The sequence below is a fragment of the uncultured Salinibacterium sp. genome, from assembly GCF_963974405.1.
Lineage (GTDB): Bacteria > Actinomycetota > Actinomycetes > Actinomycetales > Microbacteriaceae > Rhodoglobus.
This window is the reverse complement of the sequence record NZ_CAXBBH010000003.1, coordinates 200784-225736: the sequence shown is the minus strand read 5'-3', so window position 1 is coordinate 225736 and position 24953 is coordinate 200784. Positions and strand designations below refer to the sequence as shown.

Below are 24953 nucleotides of genomic sequence, written 5' to 3'. Positions count from 1 at the left end.
GCCAAGCCTACTGAATCCAGCCTTTTCACAGCTAGCGGGGGGAGGTGACAACTCAGTGAGATCGAAGAAAATTCAACAAATCGTTATGAAGAATGCCGTTTGTGGCAAGTGCACTGCCATGCCACGGCCCGTCTTCACCGTCGATGGACGTGAAACGGCCACCGGCTTCGTGCACGATCGGGATGAGTGCCGCCATGTCATAGGGCTTGAGATCGAACTCACCCACAACGTCGAGCGCACCTTCGGCGAGCAACATATAGGCCCACATGTCGCCGATTGCGCGCGAGCGCCAGGTTGCTCGAGTGAGCGCGACAGCCGCGTCGAGGCGGCCTTCGCCATCCCAGCCCGACAGGCTGTTGTAGCTAATGGACGCCGCAGCCATACTCGCGACCTTGCTGACAGCTAGCTGCTGCGCTTCACCATCGCGAGCCTGCGCGAAAGCGCCGTGCCCCGTAGCGGCCCACCAGCGCTTGCCGAGGGCGGGAGAACTCACCACGCCAACCTCCGGAACGCCGTCGATGACAAGCGAAATCAGCGTTCCCCAGATCGGGACTCCGCGAAGAAAATTCGACGTGCCATCGATGGGGTCGATGATCCACTGACGGCTCGAGTCACCGGCCTCGCCGTACTCTTCTCCCAGAATTGAATCGCCCGGGCGAGCAGCAGCAATACCGGCACGAATGCTCCGCTCGACTGCCTTGTCAGCATCCGTCACTGGCGTGCGGTCCGGCTTCGTCGTGACCTCAAGATCGAGGGCGTTGAAGCGATCGAGCGAAATGAGGTCTGCATCACCCGCGAGGGCGAGGGCGAGGGAAAGATCGTCGGCGAGAGTGTATTCGGTCACGACTACACGCTAGCGGAACCGAGAGTCGTAATGAGGCGCTGAAAAGAGTCAAGTCGCAGTCGACCAACGTCGCCGAGAGCGCCGGCGGCTACCTCTTCGGAGATTGCACAGTCTGGAGCATCCGGTAAGTGGGTGCAGCCGCGCGGGCAATCTTCGGCAAGCTCGGCCAGATCGGTGAATGACGAAAGAATCTTGCCCGGATCGATGTGCCCCAAACCAAATGAACGAACGCCTGGAGTGTCAACTACCCAGCCAGAGCCCACCCGGTAAGACATCGTCGAAGAGGAGGTGTGGCGCCCGCGACCCGTCACGGAATTCACTCGACCCACTGCGCGATTAGCATCCGGCACGAGAGCATTCACGAGCGTTGACTTGCCGACTCCCGAGTGGCCGACGGCGACGGTCGTGTGGCCTTCAAGAGCGGTGCGCAACTGTTCCAGAGGAACCTCATCCGAACGGCTTGCAATAACTTTCAGATCGAGTCCAGCAAAATTCTCAAGGAACGGCGCCGGATCTTGCAAGTCAGTCTTCGTAATGCACAGGATGGGATCAATGCCGGCATCAAAGGCGGCGACCAGATAGCGGTCAACCAGTCGCGGTCGCGGCTCAGGGTCTGCAGCCGCAACGACGATAAGCATCTGATCGGCGTTCGCGACAATGATGCGCTCGACAGCATCCGTGTCATCGGCACTTCGGCGAAGAAGCGTAGTGCGCTCGCGGATGCGCACGATGCGCGAGAGGGTTCCCTCTGTTCCGCTAGTGTCGCCGACGAGGTCTACCCAGTCACCGGTGACGACGGAGACTTTGCCGTGCTGGTTGCGCCCGAGCTCACGAGCACGGGCCGCGATAATTTGCCGCTCGTCGGGGGTTCCTTCGTCTACCCAGACGCCGTAGCGGCCGCGATCTACACTAAAAACGCGGCCTTCGATGGCGTCGGAATGCTGGGGGCGGATTTTGCTGCGCGGCTTGTTCGCTTTGGGGTTCGGGCGCGTTCGCACGGAGCTCTCGTCATACTCGCTGTAGGCGCGGTCGTCGTCGTCATCGTCACCCGTGAGCCAGCTCATGGTTACAGCAGCCCGAGAGTGTCGGTCGTGAGGGGAGCGTCGCCAACGAGAGTGCGCCACAGCTCGGGGAATTGGGGGAGCGTTTTGGCGGTCGACTCGATTCCCTCGATTTCGATGCCTTCCACCGCGAGCCCGATGATCGCGCCGGCGGTCGACATCCGATGGTCTTCGTAGCTGTGCCAGATGCCGCCATGAAGCACGGCAGGTTCAATGTGAAGTCCATCGTCGAGTTCGGTGACGGATCCGCCGAGAGCGTTGATCTCGGTGCGAAGAGCTGCAAGGCGATCCGTTTCGTGTCCGCGCAAATGGCCGATGCCGGTGATGGTGCTTTCCGATGACGCGAGTGCGGCGAGTGCGACGAGAGCGGGGGCAAGCTCGCCGCCTGTCGATAGATCAAGTTCGATTCCCGGGTAGCGGCGGCCACCTACGACACCAACACCACCATCGATGGTGAGAGAGTCATCCTTGCGGGTCGCTGTCGCACCGAAGAGGGGAAGCAACTGTTCGAGGTCGGCGCCGACCTGAGTCGTCGTCTCGGGCCAGCCTTCGATCGTGACGGTTCCGCCCGCAACAACCGCGGCCGCCAAGAATGGCGCTGCATTGGAGAGGTCGGGTTCAAGCGTGACATCAATCGCCCGTATTGGCGCAGCGGGAACGACCCACACGCCTGGCTCAGGGCTCTCGACCATGACGCCGCGCGCTGCAAGACAGTCGATAGTCATCTCAATATGCGGCATGCTCGGCAGCTTGTCGCCGGTGTGGCGCACTGTGAGGCCGTTGTCGAAGCGAGCAGCGGCTAGCAATAATCCCGACACGAACTGGCTGGATGCCGACGCATCGATGCTGACTTCGCCGCCGACAACCGCGCCCATGCCATACAGGCTGAAGGGCAGGGTTCCTCGACCATCGTCTGACACATCGACGCCGAGGGCGCGCAAAGAGTCGATCGTGGTGCGCATCGGGCGGCGAAGCGCCGCTTCGTCACCGTCGAACGCAACGGGCCCGAGAGCGAGAGCCGCAACCGGCGGAAGGAATCGCATGACCGTGCCCGCGAGACCACAGTCGATGGATGTTCCCCCCTCAAGTTCTCCCGGTGTGACGGCGAGGTCAGGGCCAAAGGCATTGCCAGCGGGGATCTCTTCGATTCCTACCCCGAGAGCTCGAAGAGCCTGAATCATCAAGGCGCTATCACGCGAGTGCAGCGGAGCGTGTAGCCGCGACGGGCCATCGGAGAGCGCTGCCAGAATCAGTTCGCGATTCGTGAGGCTCTTGCTGCCCGGCAAACTCAGTGATGCCGATAACGCGTGAGTGACAGTTGGCGCTGGCCAATTTCCGGGCACGGTGGTGTCTGGCACCGTCTCGTCGTCGTACGGGCTGAACTCTGGGTTGGAATACTTAGATACGAACATCAGTTACTAAGAGTATCGGCGTTTTAGACCCCACGGAGGAGGCGCCCGTATGACCGCAGTACTGAGTACACAGCAGGATGCTGTCATCAGCGAACTAGAATTGTCGCTAATGACTACCGACAGAGTTGAACCCAGCACCACTGCTGCTGCCGCTGACGACAAACGACGACAGTTTGAAGAGCAAGCGCTGCCCTTTATGGACCAGCTCTTTGGTGCAGCGATGCGTATGACCCGCAACCCCACCGACGCCGCAGATCTCGTTCAAGAGACCTTCGTGAAGGCGTTTCAGGCTTTCGGGCAATTCCAGCAAGGCACTAACTTGAAGGCTTGGTTGTACCGCATCCAGACCAACACGTTCATTAACATTTATCGCAAGAATCAGCGCAACCCCTACCAGGGCACTATCGATGAACTCGAAGACTGGCAGTTGGGCGGCGCCGAATCTGTCACCCAATCAGTATCGACGCGGTCGGCAGAGGCAGAAGCGATCGATCACTTGCCTGATAGCGCAGTGAAGGATGCTCTGCAGTCGATTCCCGAAGACTTCCGCCTCGCGGTCTACTTCGCCGACGTCGAAGGCTTCTCGTATCAAGAGATCGCCGACATCATGAAAACCCCCGTAGGCACCGTAATGAGTCGACTGCACCGTGGCCGTCGCATGTTGCGTGAACTACTTTCCGACTACGCGCGTGACCGCACCCCCGGCACGCCAGCAGCATCAAGGAGCAGCAAATGACCGACTGCGGTTGCGAAAAAGCAAAAGCCGAACTCGAGGAGTACCTCGACCGCGAGTTGAACGAAGCAGATTTTCAGGATGTTTCTGACCACCTCGATAATTGCGAGTCGTGCTCAAGCGAACACCTCGTCGCTCTCGCATTGAAGCTCAAGGTCAAGCAGGCCTGTCGCGAGAAAGCGCCAGAGGACTTGCGCAACGCGATTCTCTCAAAGCTGGCAGACGCCTAAGGGCACAGTGACGCTGAGCACAATTTCGTGCTCACTTCACGACGAAAGCGGGCACCCTCCGAGGAGGATGCCCGCTTTCGTCGTTACTGCCGTTACGGCTGGGTAATTGCGTGATCAATCAGTTCGGCCTGCTCCATCGCGCTGCGCTTCGACGAACCGGTGGCCGGTGAAGCGGATGCTGGACGCGAGGCGAGCTTGATCTCGTGCGACGTGATGTGACGCTGCAGTTCCAAGCTAATGAACGGCCACGCGCCTTGGTTTTCAGGCTCATCCTGAGTCCACACGATGTCGGCGTTCGGGTACTGGTTGAGCACCTCGGTCATGTCAGCGACGGGGAGCGGGTAGAACTGCTCCATGCGTACAACGGCAATGTGCTTGATCTCGCGCTTGTCGAGCTCAGCAATAATGTCGTAGTAGGTCTTGCCCGAGGTCACAATCACGCGGGTTACGGCCGACTTGTCGTCGAGGCGAACATCGTCGAGAACGGGCTCGAAGCGACCGCTCGTGAAGTCGGCGACGTCGCTCGTGGCGCCACGCAAGCGAAGCATTGCTTTAGGCGTGAACACGATCAACGGACGACGGGGACGCGAGTAGGCCTGACGGCGCAGCAAGTGGAAGTACGATGCGGGCGTCGACGGACGAGCAACAATCATGTTGTTCTCCGCACACAGTTGCAAGTACCGCTCGATGCGAGCCGAGGAGTGGTCGGGGCCCTGTCCCTCGTAGCCGTGCGGCAGAAGCATGACAACACTCGAGCGTTGTGACCACTTCTGCTCAGCGCTGGAAATGAATTCGTCGACGACGATCTGGGCGCCGTTGGCGAAGTCACCGAACTGCGCTTCCCACATCACGAGTGCATCGGCGCGTTCGACCGAGTAACCGTACTCGAAGCCGAGTGCCGCGTACTCGCTGAGTAGCGAATCGTAGATCCAGAATCGAGACTGGTTCTCTGAAAGGTTCTGCAGCGGGAGCCACTCTTGACCATTCTCGCGGTCGTGGAGCACGGCGTGACGCTGCACGAAGGTGCCTCGACGAGAATCTTGGCCCGCCATGCGAACGGGGGTGCCTTCGAGGAGCACCGAACCGATGGCGAGCAGCTCAGCAAAGGCCCAGTCGATGCCACCCTTGCGGCTCATGTCGGTGCGCTTCTTGAGCAGAGCCTGCAACTTCTTGTGGACAGAGAAGTTGGCGGGTGGGTTCGCGTGAGCATCGCCAATGAGCTGAACAACGCTCTCGTCGATTCCTGTCGTGATGGGCTCGCCGATAGCGTCATCACGCTGGGACCCTGGGCGCTCGAGGTCGGCAACACCGTTGCCGTCCTTAGTGAGGATCGGCATCGAACCAGTCTGGGCAGCGTGTGTTTCTGCAAAAGCGTGTTCGAGACGGTCCTGGAAGTCCTGGTGGCTTGCTTCGTACTCTTCTTGAGTGATGTCACCACGACCGACGAGGCCCTCGGTGTAGAGAGTTCGGACGGAGCGCTTCGCCTCAATCAGGTTGTACATCAGCGGCTGCGTCATCGAGGGATCGTCACCCTCGTTGTGACCGCGGCGGCGGTAACAAATCAGGTCGATGACGACATCACGGTGAAACTTCTGGCGGTACGCAAAGGCCAGCTCAGCAACGCGAACAACAGCCTCAGGGTCGTCACCGTTCACGTGGAAGATCGGTGCCTGAACTGTCTTAGCAACATCGCTCGAGTACTGCGAAGTGCGACCCTCGCCCGGAGGTGTCGTGAAGCCGACCTGGTTGTTGATGTTGACGTGGATGGTGCCGCCAGTGCGGTAGGCACGCAATTGCGACATCTGCAGAATCTCGGCCACGATGCCTTGACCAGCCATAGCAGCGTCGCCGTGCACCATGACGGGCAGCACAGCGTAAGAACCAATGGGGCGACGGTCTTGCTTGGCGCGGACGATGCCCTCAAGCACCCCATCCACCGCTTCAAGGTGTGAAGGGTTAGCGGCGAGGTAGACCGGAATCTGGCGTCCGTCAGCAGCAGTGAACGTTCCCTCGGTTCCGAGGTGGTACTTGACGTCGCCCGAACCCTGAACAGTGCGGGGGTCTTGAGTTCCTTCGAACTCGCGGAAGATCTGCCCGTAGGTCTTTCCGGCGATGTTCGTGAGTACGCTCAAACGACCGCGGTGAGCCATTCCGATCGCGACCTCTTCGAGGTTCGCTTCAGCGGCTTTCTGAATGACAGAATCCAGAAGCGCGATCGTCGATTCGCCACCCTCCAGGCTGAAACGCTTTTGACCGACGTACTTCGTTTGCAAGAACGTCTCGAACGCTTCCGCCTCGTTGAGCTTGCCCAGGATGCGCATCTGCTCGTCGTGGGTGGGCTTCGTGTACGGCTTCTCGACGTGATCCTGAATCCAGCGGCGCTGCTCAGGGTCTTGAATGTGCATGTACTCGATGCCGACGGTGCGGCAGTACGCATCACGCAGCATTCCGAGGATTTCGCGGAGCAGTGCTTGACGCTTGCCGCCGAAGCCGCCCGTCACGAACTCACGGTCGAGATCCCAGAACGTGAGGCCATGGCTCGAAATGTCGAGGTCAGGGTGTGAACGCTGACGATACTCGAGCGGGTCAGTGTCGGCCATGAGATGACCGCGAACCCGGAAGGCGTTGATCAGCTCTTGAACTCGTGACGTCTTGTTGACGTTGTCAGCGAGGTCGACGCTAATGTCGTTCGCCCAGTGGATGGGGTCGTAAGGGATGCGCAGAGCAGCGAAAATGTCTTCGTAGAAGCGGTTCTCGCCGATCAGGCGCTCATGAATCTTCTTGAGGAACTCGCCAGATCCAGCGCCCTGAATAACGCGGTGGTCGTAGGTGCTCGTGAGCGTCACTGTCTTGCCGATACCGAGTTCGGTCAGTGTGCGAAGGCTCGCACCCTGGAACTCTGCCGGGTACTCCAGTGCACCGGCGCCCACGATTGTGCCAGCGCCCCGCATGAGGCGAGGTACCGAGTGTTCGGTGCCGATGCCGCCGGGGTTCGTCAGCGAGATGGTGTTACCCATGTAGTCCGCGCCGGTGAGTTTATTGGCGCGGGCACGAGAGACGACATCTTCATATGCGGCAAGGAATTCGCCGAAGCCCATCGTTTCGGCGTTCTTGATGCCGGGAACAACGAGGGCACGCGTGCCATCAGGCTTCGGCATATCGATCGCAATGCCGAGGTTGATGTGCGCAGGAGTGACAACAGAAGGCTTGCCATCTGGCTCGTCATAGAACACGTTTTGGCTGGGGAACTCTTTGAGAGTCTGGATGATCGCCCACGCGATGAGGTGCGTAAACGACACCTTGCCACCACGAGCACGCTTCAAGTGGTTATTGATAACGATGCGGTTATCGATCATGAGCTTCGCGGGGATGGTGCGAACACTCGTGGCCGTAGGAACCGTGAGGCTCGAATCCATGTTTGACGCAAGAGCCTTGGCAGCCCCACGCAGCGGGGCAACAACGTTCTCTGCCTGGGGCTTAGCAGCAGCCTCAGCCTTCAACGTCTCGATCGGAGTCGTGGTTGGAGCCTCAGCCGGAATGGGCTGCGGTTTGGGCTCTATAGAAGTGGTGCGAGCTACCGGCTGGCTTCCCGTGCTCGGGTTCGCCTCGTCCACGAAGGGCTTCTCTGCGGGAGCGTCTGAGGGAGCAGCGGGAGTGGCCGCGCTGGCGGGCTGTGGCGCAGCTGGCGTCTTCGCAGGTGCTGCGGCCGGAGCATCCGTGGGCTTCGCGCTTGGTGCAGGGGTGGTGGGTGCTGAGTCTTGAGAGGGCTGGTAGTTCTCAAGGAAGGGCCACCACGCCTCATCCACAAGATTCTTGTCTTCGAGGTACTTTGCGTACATCTCGTCGACCAACCACTCGTTGGCCCCGAAGTCGCTCGAGGAGTCTCCGTCCGCTGCGATTCCGGTTACTTGGCCTGACACGTCAAACCGCCTACTTTCAGTTCTGGTGTTCGTAAAAACGGCGCGCAGTCTGCGCGCCAGACATCCCCACCAATGTTAATCGCTTTGTTGTGTGTCTGCTGGCCGTCAGGCGGCGATCTTCATAAATTTTGAGACATTTCTCCAGATTGTTTTCACCTGGAGACCTTTAGGCTCGTGACTATGGATTTTTACGAGACCACGCCCACTCACGATCTGACCTATTCGGACGTGTTTCTTGTTCCCAGCCACTCCACCGTGGGCAGCCGGATGTCAGTCTCACTCGAACCTGGAGATGGCACGCCTGCAACCATTCCCCTCATCGCCTCAAACATGAACTCGGTTACCGGTCCCCGCTTGGCGGCGAGTCTCGCCCGCCGCGGAGGCTTGGGGGTGCTGCCGCAGGATCTCAGTGAGACCGATATGGCCGCCGCTCTCGCCTGGGTACGTGAACAGCCCATTGATCTCGACTCCGCTGTGTTCTTGAGCCCCAACGACACCGTCGAAAAGGCCCTACTGCTTGTCCCACCGCTAGCGGGCCACGGTGTAGTGCTGATGACGGATGGCGCGTTGGTCGGAATCGTGGATGCCGAACGACTAGAAACCGCGCTGCCCGGCGCCGAGCTGGGCGATATTGCGCGCGCCAATACGCAGCCGATCGATCGTGCCGAGTTTGGAAGCGCCCGCGAACTCTTCGACCTCCTTGTCGATCGTGGCCTCTCCTTTGCCCCCGTGGTTGATGGCGACACCGTTGTGGGAACCACGAGCAAGACAAGCGCACTTCGTTCCACCCTGTATACGCCCGCGCTCGACAGCGACGGCAAGCTCGCGGTCGCCGCGGCGCTCGGCATTAACGGGGACGTTGCTTCGCGAGCGCGCGCTCTGGTGGCCGCCGGCGCTAGCACGCTCGTTCTCGACACCGCGCACGGACACCAAGACGGAATGGTGCGCGCGGTCGAAACCGTCGCAGCTCTTCACCTTGGCGTGCCGATTGTGGCCGGGAACGTCGTTACCAGTGCAGCCGTTCGCGACCTCGTGACCGCGGGCGCCACCATCATCAAAGTCGGTGTCGGCCCCGGTGCCATGTGCACAACACGCATGATGACCGCGGTCGGACGTCCGCAATTCTCTGCGGTACTTGAGACGGCGGCAACCGCGCGCGAACTCGGAGCTCACGTGTGGGCAGATGGGGGAGTGCGCTACCCGCGCGACGTTGCTCTCGCGCTCGCAGCGGGCGGGGCATCCGTCATGATCGGGTCGTGGTTTGCAGGCACGATTGAAGCACCTGGAGAGTTGCGCACCGATGAGGCAGGCGCTCTCTACAAAACCAGTTGGGGGATGGCATCCACAAAGGCTGTTCGGGCGCGCTTCGGAGGCCTTGATGCCTACGAACTCGCTCGCAAGGAGCTCTTTGCCGAAGGAATCTCAGGCTCGAAGATCTACCTCGATCCTGTGCGCCCCTCGATCGATGACCTCATCGACATGATCACCTCGGGAGTGAGGAGTTCGTGCACCTATGCCGGCGCGGCCAATTTGAGCGAGTTCCGTGAACGTGCGCTCGTCGGAATCCAGTCGGCAGCAGGGTATGAAGAGGGCAAAGCACTGCCTGTGAGCTGGTAAAAGCACTCTTATTTCCCAGCGATTTGTTCTATACTCGACCCCATAATGGACGACCCTCCCTCTAGTCGTCGCCGGAGTTCTACTCCGTGCGACCATCACTTGTCTTTCGCCCGTTCTCTACCTACCTCCGCGGCTGGAGGTGATCTGTCATGAATGAATGGCTGCTCCTCGCCGCAGGCCTCGTGCTGACTGTCGGTACGGGGTTCTTCGTTGCTTCCGAGTTTGCGCTTGTGAACCTCGATCGCTCTGACCTCGAAGCTCGCCAAGAGCGAGGTGAAAAGCGACTCGGCACGACCATCTCGGCCCTCAAGCACACCTCTACCCATCTCTCGAGTGCTCAACTCGGCATCACCCTGACGACGTTGCTCGCCGGGTACACCCTTGAGCCAGCATTCAGCACGTGGCTAGCGATTCCTCTTGGTGCTGTACTGCCGTCGACAGCTGTGACGGTGATTGCGAGCATCCTTGCCATCACCTTCGCCACGCTGCTATCGATGATTGTTGGCGAGCTTGTGCCTAAGAACTTTGCGCTCGCACTTCCGCGTGCCACCGCGAAGTTCGTTGTGCCGTTCCAGGTTCTGTTCACGACGGTGTTCAAACCGGCCGTGAGCCTGCTCAACAACACCGCGAACGCCATTTTGCGTTCCGTGGGTATCGAGCCGAAAGAAGAGCTTTCCGGCGCGCGCACCGCGGAAGAGCTCACGTCACTTGTCCGTCGTTCGGCAAGCGAGGGAAGCCTCGAAGCCGACACCGCAACCCTGCTTGCACGCACTCTCGCTTTTGCCGATCACACAGCCCAAGACGTGATGACCCCTCGACCGCGAGTCGACAGCATCGACCGTACGGATAGTGCGCAAGACGTTATAGATCTCGCCAAACGAACCGGGTTCTCGCGCTTTCCTGTTACTGACGACAGCATTGACGATGTTGTCGGTCTCGTGCACATCAAGCAAGCCGTCGCCGTGCCGCACAAGAAGCGCGCAGAAGTTCCGGTTTCTGCTCTGCAGACCGAAGCGCTCCAAGTGCCGGAAACGATGCGGTTGGATGCTCTCCTGGCCGAATTGCGTGGCCGCGGCTACCAAATGGCCGTCGTCGTCGATGAATACGGCGGAACTGCGGGAGTCGCCACCCTCGAGGACCTCGTGGAGGAACTCGTCGGTGAGGTATCCGACGAACACGACCGCTCGAAGGCAGACGTCGTGCGATCGCGTGACTGGTTCACTTTTCCGGCGATCCTCCGCCCTGATGAACTTTTGGAGCGCACTGGCGTCGAAGTTCCCGAAGAGGGTCCCTACGAAACCGTTGCAGGCTGGCTCATGAGTGAACTCGGTCGCGTTCCGCGCACCGGTGACACAATTTCTGCCGCCGGCGGAGTATTCCGAATCGAACGATTGGAAGGTCGACGTATCGACCGTGTGAGGTTCACTCCCGATCCGATTGTTTCCGCGACTGATGCAGAGGTGGTGAGCTAATGGAGTTCTGGGGAATTTTTTGGCTGTTCATACTCCTGATCATCAACGCCTTCTTCGTCGGCGCGGAGTTTGCCGTGATCTCGGCACGCCGCTCGCAGATCGAGCCGCTCGCGGCATCCGGTTCGCGCGCGGCAAAAACAGCGCTCTGGGCAATGGAGCATGCCACTCTCATGCTTGCTGCCTGCCAGCTGGGTATCACTGTCTGTTCGCTGCTTATTCTGAATGTTTCCGAGCCCGCGATTCACCACTTGCTTGAAGTGCCGCTTGCATTCACGGGACTGAGCGAAGAACTGATCAGTACGATCGCGTTCATTCTCGCTCTCATCATCGTTTCGTTCTTGCACGTAGTGCTTGGTGAGATGGTGCCGAAGAACCTGTCGTTCTCGATTCCAGACCGCGCGGTACTCATTTTGGCTCCGCCACTCGTATTCATCGCGACAGTGTTCCGCCCGATTATCGTCGCGCTCAACGCGATTGCGAATGGAATCTTGCGTCTCTTCAAGGTCGAGCCGAAGAGCGAAGCAAACAGCGTATTCACGCTCGACGAGGTTGCCACCATCGTGGCGCAGTCGACACGAGAAGGTGTGCTGACGGATGCCGGTGGCACGCTGACGGGTGCATTCGAGTTCACCTCGAAGAAGGTGGGGGATGTCGCGATTCCCATGTCGGGACTTGTCACTTTGCCCGAGGATGCCGCTCCGGCTGACCTCGAGAAGGCTGTCGCTCAACGCGGGTTCTCGCGATACATCTTGCTCAATGATTCAGGGGAGCCTACGGGCTACCTGCACCTCAAAGATGTCATTGACCTCGACGAGAGTGAGTTCCATGAGCCAGTTCCGCCCAAGCGGATCCGACAGCTCATCTCGATGTACTGCGAGACCGATGTCGAAGACGCCCTCGCGACAATGCGTCGCTCGGGCGTGCACGTCGCCCGCAGCTTCGACGTGACCGGCGCAACCACCGGAGTGCTGTTCCTCGAAGACATCATCGAAGTGCTTGTCGGCGAAGTTCAAGACGCGACCCGGCGTCGCTAGCAGCGTTCTCAACTATCGTGGACTTCCATGGAAGCTGAGTCGATGTGGGGTGCCGCCGACGCGGCACGCCACATCGCTCTGCCCCAGGAGGGCGACGACAAGTACACGCGAGGTGTGCTCGGGCTGATTACGGGATCAGCGCAGTACCCGGGCGCTGCCGTGCTGGGAGTGGAAGCAGCGGCACGCACCGGGGTGGGCATGATCCGATACCTCGGTTCTGAGCGCGCTCAAGACCTTATTCTGCAGCGCCGCCCCGAAGCAGTGATGTCTGATGGCCGAGTGCAGGCCTGGCTCATTGGCTCGGGCATGGATCACGCCAATCGAGAACCGGATGCGGAGCGCGACATCGCAGCAGCGCTCACGCAGAACGTACCACTCGTGCTCGATGGGGGAGCGCTAGACGTTGTCCACCGAGTCGTCGCGCCCACCGTCATCACCCCGCACTATCGCGAACTCGCTCGACTGCTCGGAGAGCCGGTGGAGTCAATTGCGGCAAACCCGCGCGACTGGGCGGAGTCCGCCGCCACCCAGCTCGGCTGCACAGTGCTACTCAAGGGGCACACGAGCTACGTTTCCGACGGGAGCGCTACAGCCGCGATCGCAGCGGCTCCCGCGTGGCTCGCGACCGCTGGCGCTGGAGACGCGCTCGGCGGCATCCTTGGAGCCTTAGTAGCCACGCACAGTCGCGCCGTTCTTGAGGACCCCACCCTGCTTGTGGGGCTAGCTGCCACAGCTTCGTACCTTCATGGCCGGGCAGCATCCCTCGCGAGCGGCGGCGGCCCGCTGACGATTCTTGACCTCTGCGAGAGCCTTTCTGGTGTTGTCGCCGAGCTTGTTGCGGATGCGGCGGCGCCCGACACTGCATCCCCGTGCTAACGCGTCACGCCGTCAGTGCCGTCGCGCTCTGGCTGCTTTTTATCGGTGCGCACCTCGTGCTTGGCCTTCTCAATCTTCACGGCCCGGGCAACCCCTTCGGCGATGTCACGGTTGTGTACGCACGCTGGGCGGAGCAAGCCTATTCCAACGGAATCGTCGTAGGCGTTGATATTCCGTGGGTGTATCCACTGCTGGCTATTGTGCCGATTCTTGCTTCGGTGACGTTCGGCCTCGGGCATATGGGAGCGACGTGGCTTGCGCTAGTCATGACGCTCAACCTTGTGGCACTCGGTTTCGTCACTAGGTGGGGCCGATCCCGGTCGGGAGTGATTGCCGGGTGGTGGTGGCTGGCTTTCCTTCTTGCCCTCGGACCTATCGCTCTGGGGCGTATTGATGCGATCACGGTCGCGATTGCGCTCATCGGAGTGCGTTTATTGAGCGGGCACCCTCGCGTAGCAGGGGTAATTCTTGCGTGCGCCGCGTGGGTAAAGGTCTGGCCCGCAGCGCTCATTCTGGCCGCGGTGATCGCTCTTCGTGATCGCTGGGTCGTCGCGATCGCGGCTGCAGCAAGCACCGCAACGGTGATTGTGTTTGCGTTGCTCGCTGGTTCAGGCGACAACGTTCTGAGTTTCATTACCCAGCAGACGGGCCGGGGTATCCAGATTGAATCTCCGGTTGCCGGATTGTGGTTGTGGCAGATGGTGGCCGGTGCGCCTGAGTCGTTCATTTACTACGATTCCGCAATCTTGACGTTCCAAGTTGCAGGGCCGGGGGTGGACGCCGTTGCTGCAGCGATGACACCGTTGCTTGCGGCCGTTGTGCTCGCCGTCTCGTTGCTCGGTATCCGTGCGGCGCGCTCGGCGGCTCGAGCTGGAATGAACGAGACGCAGGTTCTTGCCACGCTGAGTCTCGCTCTGGTGCTCGTGCTGATCGTGCTTAACAAGGTGGGCTCGCCTCAGTTCACGACGTGGCTGGCGGTCCCTGTCGTCTTGGGGCTCTTGAGCGAGGGGGCTACTCGGTTCAGGTTGCCGGCCGCGCTTAGCCTCTGCATAGCGGTGTTAACTCAACTCGTCTACCCGTATTTTTACGATCTGCTGTTAGTAGCGGATCCCGTCTTGGTCGCGATCGTGACTGCTCGCAACGTGCTTCTTCTCACACTGATGGTGTGGTCAATTGTCGAGCTCGTGCGCCTCGGCGGACGCCAAACAGCTGGCCACCTCAGCGCATCTCCACCCGCCCGGTCGCTCAACCCCACGACTTTCCCCGACCAACTCAAAGCAAAGGAATCAGCATGATCGTTGCATTTTCAGTAGCACCCAGCGGTGGTGCCCAAGGAACCGACTCAGTCCATGATGCGGTCGCCGCCGCCGTTAAGGTTGTTCGTGACTCAGGGCTCCCCAATCAGACCGATTCGATGTTTACAACCATCGAAGGCGATTGGGATGAAGTGTTTGCTGTAGTGAAAGCGGCGACTGAAGCAGTTGGTCAGTTTGGGTCGCGGGTATCGCTCGTGCTGAAGGCCGACATTCGCCCCGGTCACACCGGCGAGATGACCGGCAAGGTCGAACGCCTCGAAAAAGCGATCAGCCGCTCTCACGACTAACGACGAACTCCGCTGCTTAGAGGTGGTGCATCGTGTCAGTTTCAATGAGAATGCCATCTTCAAGGGCGCGCTTACGCAGCGCGACCTTGGTGCCGACATCGAAGCCCGCAACGCGGTACTTCTCGCGAATGCGTTTGAGGTAGCTCTTCGCCGTCTCTTCAGAAATGCTGAGTTGGTAAGCAACTGACTTGACCGGTTCACCACCGCCGTAGAGCGCCATGACGCGACGTTCTTGCGCGCTGAGTTTCGGAGCGCCACCAATTTCGTCGGCGTTGATCGCGAGATCCAGTTCGGCAGAAATGAATGACTCGCCCTTGGCGGCGGCACGGATCGCTTCGACAATCATGTCGGCGTCTTCGCTCTTCACGAGGTAGCCGAGCGCCCCTGCGGCGAGTGCTTCGCGCACCACGTTGGGTTCAGAGTAGGTGCTCATAAGGACGACGCGAACGTTCATCGACTTGAGCGTGTTGATCTTGAGCGAGACGGGGATGTTGTCTTTGAGGTCGAGGTCGAGCAAAACAACGTCGACGGGGAACTCGGGATGAATGGTGAGTTCAGGCCACGTGGGCACCGCGACGACCATGTCGATGTCTTCTGCGGCCTTGCGGATCCACTCGGTGAGCGCACCGAGCAGCATCCGATGGTCGTCAACGAGTGCGAGCCGAATGCGCTTTGTTGGTTCAGTCACGATGAAGTCCTCTGATAGATCGTTTTATCTTACGAATTTATTTGTCTGCGGGGTTATCGACAAGACATTCGATGTCGAGACGCACGCTCGAATCTTGAATCGAATCGGTGTAGGTGCCGACTTTGGCGACCGCTTCCCACGTTGAAGCATCGACGCGATTTCGTGTTACTCCGCTTGAAGTGATCGAAATACCGATCGCCACTTTGTCTTCGAAGCCGGGCGCCACAACGGTAGTTGATGGAGCGATTGTAATGTGAACGGAGTTTTTGGCCCCGCGCTTTGTGGTGTCGGAGACAAAAAGCCACGCTGTCGAAAGCAAGCCGTCACGCTGTACCGGGTCGAGGAGGCCGGCAAGGCTTCCCTTGTCGGTGAGAGTGACAGATTTGCCGAGGAGGTCAGACTCGGTGATTGCGTGGTAGAGCCAGGTTTCACGGCGACCCTCAATGAGGTGCAGTCGCAATTCAGTTGCGAGGGATGCTGCAGTCGAGGCGATCTTGGGCTGCAGCGGAAGCGTCGTAGAACCATTCGCTACAGAATCGAGCAGCTTCTCTGCGGCGAGGTCGAGTCGAGCAAGTTCTTCGGACGCCATCATCCCGACCGCAAAGCGCGGTGCTGTGAGCGTGCTCTGCACAAGCACACGGTCGAGTTCAACCTGAACGAGTCGCCGGAAGTTGGTGATGAGCGATAGCCCAATCGCTGTCGGTAGCACTGCGAAAGCGACGGTGGTGATCTGAGGGGCGAGGTTGTCAGTGGTGAGTGGCACATTGACGAGAATGACGGCGGTCAGTCCAACGCCCACGAGGGATGCCGCGACGATGAGCTCCGTGGTTGGCCGCACCGTCAAGACGAGCAAGAGTGCCATTCCCGCAGCGACCGCAGAGGTCGCATACGTACCAATATCGTGAAGATCCCAGACGGCATAGATGTCGAGTGCCATAACTGCAGCCAGGCCGACAACGAAGAGCACGAACATCCAGTGGGGAAGTTGTCCGCTCGTGAGTTGAACCACCGTGATAGTCGTCGCGATCAGGAGAAGGAGCAGCACCCAAGCAATCGCGGCGATGAGGGGGTTGGGGTAAACATCCCACAAAATGACGAGCCAAACGAGGCCATAAATGGCGCGGAGGCTGACGAGAATGGCGGCACCTACACCCACGAATCCGGTGCCGAGACTCGTCAGTCGGGGGCTGTCATCTCGAGCGAGCCGACGAATTGTCGCACTCTTGGAATGGCGGCCCTTGTCGCCGACGATGACGCCGAGAGTGTTTTCTTCAGGGGGAGCGTAGGTCATCGGGGAACCTCCAACACCACGGTAGTGCCTGAACCGGGGGTGGAGAAGAGTCTGGCCTGACCGCCTACTTCTTTTAATCGTGCGACGACGGACTCTTTGAAGCCGAGACTAGCCGAGTCAACATCGTCGAGCACAAAACCGACTCCCGAATCGGTAATCATGGCGCGCACTGTGGTGTCGTCTTCGGTGATCGTGACATGCGCTTCGGTAACTCCCGAGTGACGTCGAACGTTTTCGAGGCATTCCGCGAGAGCGAGCAAGAAAGCATCGAGGACATCGCTGGGCAGCAGCACCTGTCCCGTGCCGTGCCAACTGACCTCAAGCCCCATCCGGCCAAATCGCTGCTTGACCGACTCCAGCGTCGTGCCAAGAACTGTCTCGCTTACGGGAGCGCTGAGGTTGTAATCCCCTGATGCCTGCGGCGTTGGTGTCGCTCCGAGACGCAACTGGCGAAGTAGTCGTGCATCATCGCCGGCTTGCTGGCGCATCGCATCGGCCGAAACGCCGACCCCCGAGTGGGCAAGAAGGGTGAGCGTGGCGAGAACGGTGTCATGCAGCAGGCGGGCACCTTGACGACGCTGTGCTTCTGTCTCACTTGCTTGTCGTTCCGCACGGTGAGCGCGACCGATGCTCGCGATGCGGCGCACAGCCTGTGGTACTCCAGAACTGATCCAGAATCCGATGAGAGCAGCGAGGATCCAGCCAAACACGATGAGAGCCAGAGTGCGCACCGGAGTCTGGAACGGCGCGACTGAGATTACTGTGACGCTGGAGACCGTCAGAAAACTGATGAGGAGGATCACGCGACGCGCGAATGTGGTCGTCAGCACTATTGCGAGGCACGCGAGCGATGCGGATGCCAACTGCGCTGCGGACGAGACCCCCGCCTGGCTGGGGCCGCCGGGGGTGTTGGCGATCAGCAGAATCACGGCGGTGCCAGCAACGAATGACGGAAGGACCCATCCGAGAGAGCGACTGTTGCCCATCTTGAATTGAACGACGGCCATGACGGCGTACAGGGGGAGACACAGGATCAACGTGAGGGTCGTGACTGCGCCGGGAATGCTCAAGCAGATGACCGATACGATCAAGAAGCTGAGGCTCGCTACGCGCGCCGTGCGCTGCAGTAGGCGATCTCGTTCTTTAGCCATGAGGTCCATTTGTGGCAATGTTGGCACATTAAGTCCCTCTATCGGGGGTGACGCACCGCCGATGCCATGAGCGAAGGTTAATTCGTGACAAACACGCCTGCGGGGGTGTGATTCTCAGCGATCTTAAATGTCGAGCAGGCGCCTCAACTGAACGCTCATCAGGTCGTTCTCGATGAGGAATCCATCGTGGCCGAACGGAGAATGGATAACGTGAGGAACATTGCCATCGAGGTTGCCCGGTAGGTGCTGCGCAATGATCTCTTGACCGGATACCGGGAAAAGTCGATCGCTGTCGATGCCGAGGACCAGCGCGGGCATTGTCGCTCGCGCGAGAGCCTGCTGCACGGTTCCACGACCGCGCGCCACGTCATGCGAACTCATGGCCTCCACGAGGGTGATGTAACTGTTGGCGTCGAAGCGGCGCGCGAACTTATTGCCATGGAAGTCGAGGTAGCTTTCGACCGCGTAGCGTCCGCCTTTGCCCCACGGGCTGACGTCACTCTGCCACGTGCGCTCAAATCGTTCATTCAGTTCGTCGGAGGAGCGGTAGTTGATGAGCGCTAATCGGCGGGCGAGAGCCAAACCACGGTGCGGTCCATCGCCATCCGCCGCATCGTAGTAAGTGCCGTCCGCAAACGCTGGATCAGTGCGAATAGATTCAACCTGCACAGAATTGTGGGCAATTTGGTCGGCGGTCGACACCGGCGGTGCCGCCAAGATCGCAACCTTGGAGAGCCGATCCGGATGCCCGACTGCCCATTCGAGGGCGTGCATCCCACCCATCGAGCCGCCGATTACGGCTGCCCAACGGTCGATGCCGAGAGAGTCACTCAGTGCGACTTGTGCGGAGACTTGATCGCGAATCGTGACGAATGGAAAGCGTGCGCCAAACTCGGCCCCATCGGGGGCGTGGGATGCAGGGCCCGTGCTGCCTTGGCAACCGCCCAAGATGTTGGGGGCGACGACGAACCAACGGTCGGTGTCGATGGCTTTGCCCGGCCCGACGAGGTCGTTCCACCATCCGCCCGTCGCGTGCCCAGCACCGGGAGCTCCCGTGATGTGGCTATCGCCTGTGAGGGCATGTGCCACAAGAATCGCGTTGGAGGCATCGTCGTTGAGAGTGCCGTGGGTTTCGTAAGCGATGCGCGCTGATGGCAGCTTTCCGCTGAATTCGAGAGCGAGGTCGGTGACCGTGATGAACTGGCGTTGCCCGGCGGGATCGCCTTCGCGCCAGGCTCCCGTCGCCGGAGGCTTGCCAAGGAGCGAACGCACGTTTGCGTCGGTGATAAATGCCGAAGGAACAGTGTCTTCGGGTGTCTGCCAGTCCATGTCGTGTTAAGTATCGCGAACTAACCCGGGCGGAACGAAATTATTACGCGCTCGCGGTCAAGAATTCTTGACGTGAGCGCATGCCGGCTCCTAAACGCAGCGATGGCGGTGACCCCCGTGAGGAGTCACCGCCATCGTCAGCAGTTGCTGCGGTCAGGAGAGACTTAGGCGCTCGCGCGGAGTTCTTCAGTCTTTGCCCGTGCCGCATCGAAGCCGGCCTGTAGGTCGGCCTTGATGTCCTCGATGTTCTCGAGGCCCACCGAGAGTCGCACCAGTCCGGGGGTGACTCCGGCGGTCAACTGCTGCTCGGGGGAGAGCTGTGAATGAGTGGTCGACGCAGGGTGAATGATGAGGCTGCGCACGTCACCAATGTTGGCGACGTGGCTGAACAGCGAGACACCATTGACAAACGAACGACCCGCGTCAACACCGCCCTTGAGTTCGAAGGAGAGAACTCCACCGACGCCCTTGGGGGCGTACTTGTTTGCGCTGGAGTACCACGGGCTCGAGGGGAGGCCAGCGTAATAGACGGTATCGACATCGTCGTGAGCGTCAAGCCATTCAGCGATTGCCTGAGCGTTCTGCACGTGACGCTCGATGCGCAAGCTGAGCGTCTCGATGCCCTGGATGAGCGAGAACGCGCTGTCCGGCGAGATTGCTGCACCGAGGTCGCGCAGCAACTGCACTCGCGCCTTGATGATGTACGCGATGCCGTCGCCAAGCACTCCCGTGTAGCTTGCGCCGTGGTACGAGGGGTCGGGCTCGGTGAGACCGGGGAACTTGTCGACGTTCTTTGACCACTCGAACTTGCCGCCATCGACGATGACACCGCCAAGAACAGTGCCGTGGCCGCCAAGGAACTTTGTCGCCGAGTGAACGACGATGTCGGCGCCATGCTCGAGCGGACGGATCAGGTAGGGCGTGGCGATCGTGTTGTCGACGATGAGGGGAACTCCGCTGGCGTGCGCAACATTCGCGACGAGCTCAATGTCGAGAACGTTGATGCGCGGATTGCCGATGGTCTCGGCGAACAGGAGCTTAGTGTTGGGGCGCACGGCGGCAGCCCACTCCGCGGCATCATCCTGGTTCTCCACGAAGGTGGTCTCGATACCGAGCTTTGCGAGGGTGTACTTGAAGAGGTTGTAGGTTCCGCCGTATACCGACGACGATGACACAATGTGGTCGCCAGCTTGAGCGATGTTGAGCACGGCAAATGTCGTAGCTGACTGGCCTGACGCAAGCAGTAGGGCTGCGGTTCCGCCTTCAAGGGCGGCGACGCGCTGCTCAACAACATCCTGCGTGGGGTTCTGGATGCGCGTGTAGATGTTGCCGAATTCTGCGAGAGCGAAGAGATTCTTAGCGTGATCCGCATCGTTGAACACGTACGCGGTTGTCTTGTAGATCGGAGTAGCCCGAGAGTTGGTCGTGGGGTCTGGCTGCGCGCCTGAGTGGATCTGCTTGGTCTCAAAGTTCCAGTCGCTCACGGCGGCCTCCTCGTTTCTCTTGGTGGGTCGGGACATCCGCCACACTGTGAGCCTAAGCAGCCGCTCAGGGAGGGTCAATCATTGCTGAAACATGTCGTAACTCAGCGCTTTTTGGTAGACAGATCTGTCTCGGCGGGCAAGGGGATGAATACCCAGTTCGGTTTTGGCTCGATGAGCGGGCGGAAGATTCGCTTCACGAGAGGCGTCGATAAGACGAGAGCGATACCGATGCAGCCGAGGACCATGCTCACGAGCCACATCGCTGAGGCACGTTCATCCAACAGCAGTCCACTCTCGCGGAGCGGGTAGAGCACGAAGCTGTGCAGCAAGTAGACATACATTGTTGATTGACCAGCATCGGTGACCCAGGTGTGGCGTCGCGGCACGAGAGCGAAGAACGCAGCGCTCAGGATGACGGCGAGCACGATGAGCCCCAAGCGCACTGCGCCGGCCCACCACTGATCTTCGCCGAGCCCGTGGTACGAGGCGTCATAGAAGAACCAGAAACGCAGATCGATGGTGCGCCAGAGTTCGATATTGGCGAGAATGACCGCCAAGAAGCCCGCGAAAATAGTGACGGCGAGAGCCCGCAGCAGCACTAGGCGCTCGGCGACATTCCACTTCTCCATCAGCCCCCACTCGTTGAGCTTCCAGCCGAGAACAAAGAAGGGAAGGATGCCGATGGCGCGGGAGAGAGAGAAGGTGCTGTCGACATTGTCGAGGTACCCCACCCCGATCGACGCGATAACGGCCCAGAGCAGCGGCCAGCGCACTTGAGACAGGTACGGCAAAATGAGACGGAAAATGCCGAGCGCGAGCAAGAACCACAGCGTCCAGCTCGGCTGTGATGGGTTGAGGTCTGTTTCGCCCTCGACCAGAAACTTCACGAGAGTCCAGATGGTCTCCATGATGAAGTACGGCACGATGATGTCGGTGATGACCCGGCGCATCTGGAGTGCCGTCGGAGCTCCCGGCTTGGAAAAATAGCCGCTGATGATGGCGAAGGCCGGCATGTGGAATGCGTAGATAAAAAGATACAGCGCGAGGGCGTAGTTGGAGTCGTACGTCATCCGCTGGATGCCGTGCCCGATCACCACAAGAGTGACGGCCAGAAAACGTGCGTTGTCCCAGTGCGGCAAGCGCACTTTGGGGGCGCGGGCAGGCGGCGGGGGCGTGAGAGAAGCTCCGGTCATTCCTTGAAGTGTAATACCGCTATTTTGGAAGAATGGTAAATAGGCGAGTAGTTGTTACTGGAGCAAGCTCGGGCATTGGTGAAGCGACTGCGCGTCGCTTTGTGAAGCAGGGCTGGAATGTTGTCGCCGTGGCGCGACGTGCCGATCGTCTCGAAGCATTGGCGGCAGACACTGGCGTCGATACGTTCGTGGCCGACATCACCAAGCAAACCGAGGTGGATGCGCTCGCCGCCTACCTTCGCGAGCTCGGCCCCATCCACGCGCTTGTCAACAACGCCGGCGGCGCTTTGGGCCTCGACAGCGTCGAAAACAGCGATCCGGATGACTGGACGCGCATGTTCGACGTCAACGTCGTGGGCACGAAACGCGTGACGAGCGCACTGCTACCGCTGTTGCGCGACGGCGTCGTCGAGGGCGACACCGCGAGCATCCTCATGGTCACCTCTATTGCTGGCCACGTTGCATACGAAGGCGGCAGCGGGTACAACGCCGCCAAATTTGCGCAGCATGCGCTGACCGCGGTGTTGCGACTGGAGCTTGCCGGCGAGCCGATCCGGGTTATCGAAGTTGCGCCGGGAATGGTGAAGACCGAAGAGTTTGCGCTCGTGCGCTTTGCGGGCGATGCGGCGAAAGCAGATTCTGTGTACGACAACGTGCCCGACCCGCTCGTGGCTGAGGACATCGCCGAAACGATTGTGCACTCGATCGAACTGCCGCCGTTCGTGAACATCGACCTCGTGACGGTGAAGCCAGTTGCTCAAGCCGCACCGCACAAGATGATCAGGGGCGAGCTGAAGGTTCGGTAGATGGTGCCGCAGAATCGCTAATCTCAGGCACCAGCACTTCGACCTCGTCGGCGACATCCGCGAACGCCAGCTTCGGCACGAGGAACAGCAACACCGCCGCGACGAGAGCACCAACACCACAAATAGCGAACACGGTGAGATAGCCGAGCAGACTCGATGCCGTCTCCGTGACCGCGGATGCCGCCCCCGCGACGAGCACGATAGCGAAGACTGCTGAGGCGAACGATCCACCAATCGTTTTCGTCGTATTGGTGAGGGCTGTAGCGATGCCCGTTTGGCCCCGCGGTGCCGCTGCTGCTGCCGCGGCCGGAAGCGCGCCGACGAGGGCACCCGATCCGAGTCCGGCAATACTCATATTGAGGAACACGCTCAGCACGCTGTCATGGAACGGCAAGAACAGCAGGTATCCGGTGGCGACAAAGAACGTCGCCACGATCAGAGCCACTCGAGGACTCTTCCGCTTAGAGAGCAGCGGGAAGAGCAGTGCTCCGACGATCATCGAGACCAGGTATGCCCCGATGATGTACGAGATCTCATCCGATTCCATGCCGAGCCCGTAACCGTTGACGGGGTCAGTGCCAGCGAAAGTGGAGAGCGGCGCCTGCGCACCGAGGAGGCTGATGCCGACGAGCCCCGCAGTGAGTTGAATGGGCCACATGCTGGGGTCTCGCAGCATCCGAAGATCAATGGCAGGGTCGTTGTGGCGCAGCTCATAGCGACCCCAGGGAACGAACGTAGCCGCGCCCGCGAGCATCAGCAAGTACACCCACCACGTTTCTGGCCCGTTGATGCGCAAGAACGTGAGACCCGAGGTGATGAGGAGCAGCCCGAGCGTCAACAGCACGAAACCCCAGAAGTCGAGCGAACGGCCGGGCAGCGGTTTTGACTCGGGCACACCGAACAGGATGACGAAGAAGACGAGAGTGACGGCAATTGCCGGGATCATGAGGGTCTGCTGCACGTTCTCGCCAAAGGCTTTGAAGATGCGGCCTCCGCCAAGAGCACCCATGATGGCGCCAGCCTCAAGCGCGACGACGAGAAAACCGGCAGCACGTCGGGTCTGCGATGCACCCGTGCCGGTCACGCGGCCGCGATCAAAAATGAGGGCGACTTCGAGGGGGAGCCAGACAACGTAGAACCCCTGAAGCGCCCACGCAATGAGAAAGCTTGTGAAGTCACCGGTGAACGCGAGCCACCAGGTCGCGCCAGCAGTGAGAACGGTCGAGATCAGCAGGATGCGCTTGTGCCCGTGCATGTCGCCGAGTTTCGCCAGAATCGGCACCACAATTGCGCTCAACAGCAGTTGTGCTGCCTCGAACCAGTTGAAGTCAGCATCGCGGATGCCCAAATGCTGAACCAGATCGGGAATCAAAGGGATGTAGTACCCCTGCAAGATTCCACTCACGAGCTCGACAAAAAAGAGATAGCCGATAAGGCCAATCGTGATGGCCCCGGATTTACCGCGCAGCAAAGACATGAACGGATGCTATCGCTAGCGAACACAGAAGCTAGCGTAATGACATGGAATTAGGCGGTATCGACCCCGGGTGGTCTCGCGTGCTCGAACCTGTCGCCGCGCAGCTCGACACGGTTGCGGGCTTTCTGGCACAAGAAACCGAACAGGGCAACGAATGGCTGCCCGCGGAAAGTGCTGTACTGCGCGCCTTTCGCGAACCCTTCGAATCGGTGAGAGTGCTCGTGGTCGGCCAAGACCCTTACCCGACCCCCGGCCATGCCGTCGGGCTCGCTTTCTCCACCGATCGGGCAGTGCGACCACTGCCGCGGAGCCTCAGCAACATTTATCGAGAATTGAACGACGACCTCGGTATCCCGCCCGCAGCCCACGGCGACGTGAGCGCGTGGCAACACCAGGGAGTGTTGCTACTCAACCGGGTGCTGACGGTGCGAGCTGGGGAGGCCGGCTCCCACCGTCGTCACGGGTGGGAAGAGATTACAGCCCACGCGATACGGGCGCTCGCGGAGAGGCCGCAACCACTCGTAGCGGTGCTGTGGGGAAAGGATGCGGCATCCGTCGCCCCCATGCTTGGCGACGTTCCTATCGTGATGAGTGCGCACCCGAGTCCACTTTCGGCCCGCCGCGGTTTCTTCGGCTCGAGGCCCTTCAGCCGCGTGAATACTGCGCTCGAGGCGCAAGGTGCAGCGCACATTGACTGGCGGCTCGACCCGTAAAATAAGTCTTTCGACACCC

Annotated in this window: 21 protein-coding genes; 10 read left to right on the top strand and 11 right to left on the bottom strand. The window is 60.2% G+C overall.

Translation table 11 applies throughout. The annotated features are described in order from the left end of the window. Nucleotides 1–52 precede the first annotated feature (52 nt). The 3 genes from AACZ26_RS12310 to aroA are packed head-to-tail and all read right to left on the bottom strand — an operon-like array spanning nucleotide 53 to nucleotide 3317. Nucleotides 53–844 carry an inositol monophosphatase family protein gene (locus AACZ26_RS12310; protein ID WP_339621965.1) on the bottom strand — a complete coding sequence of 264 codons (792 nt, stop codon included), beginning with the start codon at nucleotides 842–844 and terminating at the stop codon, nucleotides 53–55. Between the two features lie 2 nt (nucleotides 845–846). Further along, nucleotides 847–1908 carry a ribosome small subunit-dependent GTPase A gene (rsgA, locus tag AACZ26_RS12305; RefSeq protein WP_339621963.1) on the bottom strand — a complete coding sequence of 354 codons (1062 nt, stop codon included), beginning with the start codon at nucleotides 1906–1908 and terminating at the stop codon, nucleotides 847–849. Between the two features lie 2 nt (nucleotides 1909–1910). Next, nucleotides 1911–3317, bottom strand: a complete 1407-nt coding sequence (gene aroA / locus AACZ26_RS12300) for a 3-phosphoshikimate 1-carboxyvinyltransferase (RefSeq protein WP_339621961.1) — start codon at nucleotides 3315–3317, stop codon at nucleotides 1911–1913. Nucleotides 3318–3366: 49 nt separating this feature from the next. Between aroA and AACZ26_RS12295 the strand changes: the two genes are divergently transcribed. Together AACZ26_RS12295 and AACZ26_RS12290 are read left to right on the top strand one after the other, a co-directional pair. Continuing rightward, nucleotides 3367–4053, top strand: coding sequence for a sigma-70 family RNA polymerase sigma factor (locus AACZ26_RS12295; protein WP_339621958.1), 687 nt, complete (start codon nucleotides 3367–3369; stop codon nucleotides 4051–4053). Beyond that, nucleotides 4050–4280 carry a zf-HC2 domain-containing protein gene (locus tag AACZ26_RS12290; protein WP_339621957.1) on the top strand — a complete coding sequence of 77 codons (231 nt, stop codon included), beginning with the start codon at nucleotides 4050–4052 and terminating at the stop codon, nucleotides 4278–4280. Before AACZ26_RS12295 ends, AACZ26_RS12290 begins: the two co-directional genes overlap by 4 nt. Before the next feature lie 92 nt (nucleotides 4281–4372). On the opposite strand, the gene AACZ26_RS12285 is transcribed toward AACZ26_RS12290, so the two are convergent. Next, nucleotides 4373–8200 (bottom strand): multifunctional oxoglutarate decarboxylase/oxoglutarate dehydrogenase thiamine pyrophosphate-binding subunit/dihydrolipoyllysine-residue succinyltransferase subunit, encoded by a 3828-nt coding sequence (locus AACZ26_RS12285; RefSeq protein ID WP_339621954.1) that lies wholly within the window; start codon nucleotides 8198–8200, stop codon nucleotides 4373–4375. Between the two features lie 180 nt (nucleotides 8201–8380). On the opposite strand from AACZ26_RS12285, the gene AACZ26_RS12280 reads away from it, so the two are divergent. From AACZ26_RS12280 to AACZ26_RS12255, 6 genes are all read left to right on the top strand, one after another. After that, nucleotides 8381–9817 carry a GuaB1 family IMP dehydrogenase-related protein gene (locus tag AACZ26_RS12280; RefSeq protein ID WP_339621952.1) on the top strand — a complete coding sequence of 479 codons (1437 nt, stop codon included), beginning with the start codon at nucleotides 8381–8383 and terminating at the stop codon, nucleotides 9815–9817. Nucleotides 9818–9966: 149 nt separating this feature from the next. Then, nucleotides 9967–11289 carry a hemolysin family protein gene (locus AACZ26_RS12275; protein WP_339621951.1) on the top strand — a complete coding sequence of 441 codons (1323 nt, stop codon included), beginning with the start codon at nucleotides 9967–9969 and terminating at the stop codon, nucleotides 11287–11289. After that, nucleotides 11289–12323, top strand: coding sequence for a hemolysin family protein (locus AACZ26_RS12270; protein WP_339621950.1), 1035 nt, complete (start codon nucleotides 11289–11291; stop codon nucleotides 12321–12323). Before AACZ26_RS12275 ends, AACZ26_RS12270 begins: the two co-directional genes overlap by 1 nt. A gap of 27 nt (nucleotides 12324–12350) precedes the next feature. Next, nucleotides 12351–13199 carry an ADP/ATP-dependent (S)-NAD(P)H-hydrate dehydratase gene (locus AACZ26_RS12265; RefSeq protein WP_339621949.1) on the top strand — a complete coding sequence of 283 codons (849 nt, stop codon included), beginning with the start codon at nucleotides 12351–12353 and terminating at the stop codon, nucleotides 13197–13199. Beyond that, complete coding sequence (locus AACZ26_RS12260; RefSeq protein WP_339621947.1) at nucleotides 13193–14494, top strand: glycosyltransferase 87 family protein; 1302 nt, start codon at nucleotides 13193–13195, stop codon at nucleotides 14492–14494. The genes AACZ26_RS12265 and AACZ26_RS12260 overlap by 7 nt, the downstream gene beginning before the upstream one ends. Next, the gene (locus tag AACZ26_RS12255; RefSeq protein ID WP_339621946.1) at nucleotides 14491–14802 is read left to right on the top strand and encodes a thiamine-binding protein; all 312 of its coding nucleotides are present in this window, start codon (nucleotides 14491–14493) and stop codon (nucleotides 14800–14802) included. Before AACZ26_RS12260 ends, AACZ26_RS12255 begins: the two co-directional genes overlap by 4 nt. 16 nt (nucleotides 14803–14818) lie before the next feature. Here AACZ26_RS12255 and AACZ26_RS12250 read toward each other — a convergent pair whose 3' ends face one another. The 6 genes from AACZ26_RS12250 to AACZ26_RS12225 all read right to left on the bottom strand — a co-directional run bounded on the left by AACZ26_RS12250 (nucleotide 14819) and on the right by AACZ26_RS12225 (nucleotide 21938). Next, complete coding sequence (locus AACZ26_RS12250) at nucleotides 14819–15490, bottom strand: response regulator transcription factor (RefSeq protein ID WP_339621945.1); 672 nt, start codon at nucleotides 15488–15490, stop codon at nucleotides 14819–14821. 37 nt (nucleotides 15491–15527) lie between these two features. Then, on the bottom strand, nucleotides 15528–16781 hold the full coding sequence (locus AACZ26_RS12245) for a hypothetical protein (RefSeq protein WP_339621944.1): 1254 nt from the start codon (nucleotides 16779–16781) through the stop codon (nucleotides 15528–15530). After that, nucleotides 16778–17941: an ATP-binding protein gene (locus tag AACZ26_RS12240; protein WP_339621992.1), complete on the bottom strand. Its 1164-nt coding sequence runs from the start codon at nucleotides 17939–17941 to the stop codon at nucleotides 16778–16780. Before AACZ26_RS12240 ends, AACZ26_RS12245 begins: the two co-directional genes overlap by 4 nt. A 114-nt stretch (nucleotides 17942–18055) precedes the next feature. Further along, on the bottom strand, nucleotides 18056–19261 hold the full coding sequence (locus tag AACZ26_RS12235) for a homoserine O-acetyltransferase (protein WP_339621943.1): 1206 nt from the start codon (nucleotides 19259–19261) through the stop codon (nucleotides 18056–18058). Nucleotides 19262–19425: 164 nt separating this feature from the next. Further along, nucleotides 19426–20781: a bifunctional o-acetylhomoserine/o-acetylserine sulfhydrylase gene (locus AACZ26_RS12230; RefSeq protein WP_339621942.1), complete on the bottom strand. Its 1356-nt coding sequence runs from the start codon at nucleotides 20779–20781 to the stop codon at nucleotides 19426–19428. 65 nt (nucleotides 20782–20846) lie between these two features. Next, nucleotides 20847–21938, bottom strand: coding sequence for an acyltransferase family protein (locus AACZ26_RS12225; RefSeq protein WP_339621941.1), 1092 nt, complete (start codon nucleotides 21936–21938; stop codon nucleotides 20847–20849). Nucleotides 21939–21970: 32 nt separating this feature from the next. On the opposite strand from AACZ26_RS12225, the gene AACZ26_RS12220 reads away from it, so the two are divergent. Further along, entirely contained in the window at nucleotides 21971–22744 is a 774-nt protein-coding gene (locus tag AACZ26_RS12220) for an SDR family NAD(P)-dependent oxidoreductase (RefSeq protein WP_339621940.1), read from the top strand. Here AACZ26_RS12220 and AACZ26_RS12215 read toward each other — a convergent pair. After that, nucleotides 22719–24221, bottom strand: coding sequence for an MFS transporter (locus AACZ26_RS12215; RefSeq protein WP_339621939.1), 1503 nt, complete (start codon nucleotides 24219–24221; stop codon nucleotides 22719–22721). The genes AACZ26_RS12220 and AACZ26_RS12215 overlap by 26 nt on opposite strands. Before the next feature lie 44 nt (nucleotides 24222–24265). Here AACZ26_RS12215 and AACZ26_RS12210 point away from each other — a divergent pair, with 44 nt between their 5' ends. Beyond that, nucleotides 24266–24934, top strand: coding sequence for a uracil-DNA glycosylase (locus AACZ26_RS12210; RefSeq protein WP_339621938.1), 669 nt, complete (start codon nucleotides 24266–24268; stop codon nucleotides 24932–24934). The last annotated feature ends 19 nt before the right edge of the window (nucleotides 24935–24953 follow it).

Bases quoted from the DNA above. Each gene is read 5' to 3' on its own strand.
- rsgA (WP_339621963.1), bottom strand. From the start codon at position 1,908: ATGAGCTGGCTCACGGGTGACGATGACGACGACGACCGCGCCTACAGC.
- aroA (WP_339621961.1), bottom strand. From the start codon at position 3,317: ATGTTCGTATCTAAGTATTCCAACCCAGAGTTCAGCCCGTACGACGAC.
- AACZ26_RS12295 (WP_339621958.1), top strand. From the start codon at position 3,367: ATGACCGCAGTACTGAGTACACAGCAGGATGCTGTCATCAGCGAACTA.
- AACZ26_RS12290 (WP_339621957.1), top strand. From the start codon at position 4,050: ATGACCGACTGCGGTTGCGAAAAAGCAAAAGCCGAACTCGAGGAGTAC.
- AACZ26_RS12280 (WP_339621952.1), top strand. From the start codon at position 8,381: ATGGATTTTTACGAGACCACGCCCACTCACGATCTGACCTATTCGGAC.
- AACZ26_RS12275 (WP_339621951.1), top strand. From the start codon at position 9,967: ATGAATGAATGGCTGCTCCTCGCCGCAGGCCTCGTGCTGACTGTCGGT.
- AACZ26_RS12270 (WP_339621950.1), top strand. From the start codon at position 11,289: ATGGAGTTCTGGGGAATTTTTTGGCTGTTCATACTCCTGATCATCAAC.
- AACZ26_RS12265 (WP_339621949.1), top strand. From the start codon at position 12,351: ATGGAAGCTGAGTCGATGTGGGGTGCCGCCGACGCGGCACGCCACATC.
- AACZ26_RS12255 (WP_339621946.1), top strand. From the start codon at position 14,491: ATGATCGTTGCATTTTCAGTAGCACCCAGCGGTGGTGCCCAAGGAACC.
- AACZ26_RS12245 (WP_339621944.1), bottom strand. From the start codon at position 16,781: ATGACCTACGCTCCCCCTGAAGAAAACACTCTCGGCGTCATCGTCGGC.
- AACZ26_RS12240 (WP_339621992.1), bottom strand. From the start codon at position 17,941: ATGGACCTCATGGCTAAAGAACGAGATCGCCTACTGCAGCGCACGGCG.
- AACZ26_RS12235 (WP_339621943.1), bottom strand. From the start codon at position 19,261: ATGGACTGGCAGACACCCGAAGACACTGTTCCTTCGGCATTTATCACC.
- AACZ26_RS12230 (WP_339621942.1), bottom strand. From the start codon at position 20,781: ATGTCCCGACCCACCAAGAGAAACGAGGAGGCCGCCGTGAGCGACTGG.
- AACZ26_RS12225 (WP_339621941.1), bottom strand. From the start codon at position 21,938: ATGACCGGAGCTTCTCTCACGCCCCCGCCGCCTGCCCGCGCCCCCAAA.
- AACZ26_RS12220 (WP_339621940.1), top strand. From the start codon at position 21,971: ATGGTAAATAGGCGAGTAGTTGTTACTGGAGCAAGCTCGGGCATTGGT.
- AACZ26_RS12215 (WP_339621939.1), bottom strand. From the start codon at position 24,221: ATGTCTTTGCTGCGCGGTAAATCCGGGGCCATCACGATTGGCCTTATC.
- AACZ26_RS12210 (WP_339621938.1), top strand. From the start codon at position 24,266: ATGGAATTAGGCGGTATCGACCCCGGGTGGTCTCGCGTGCTCGAACCT.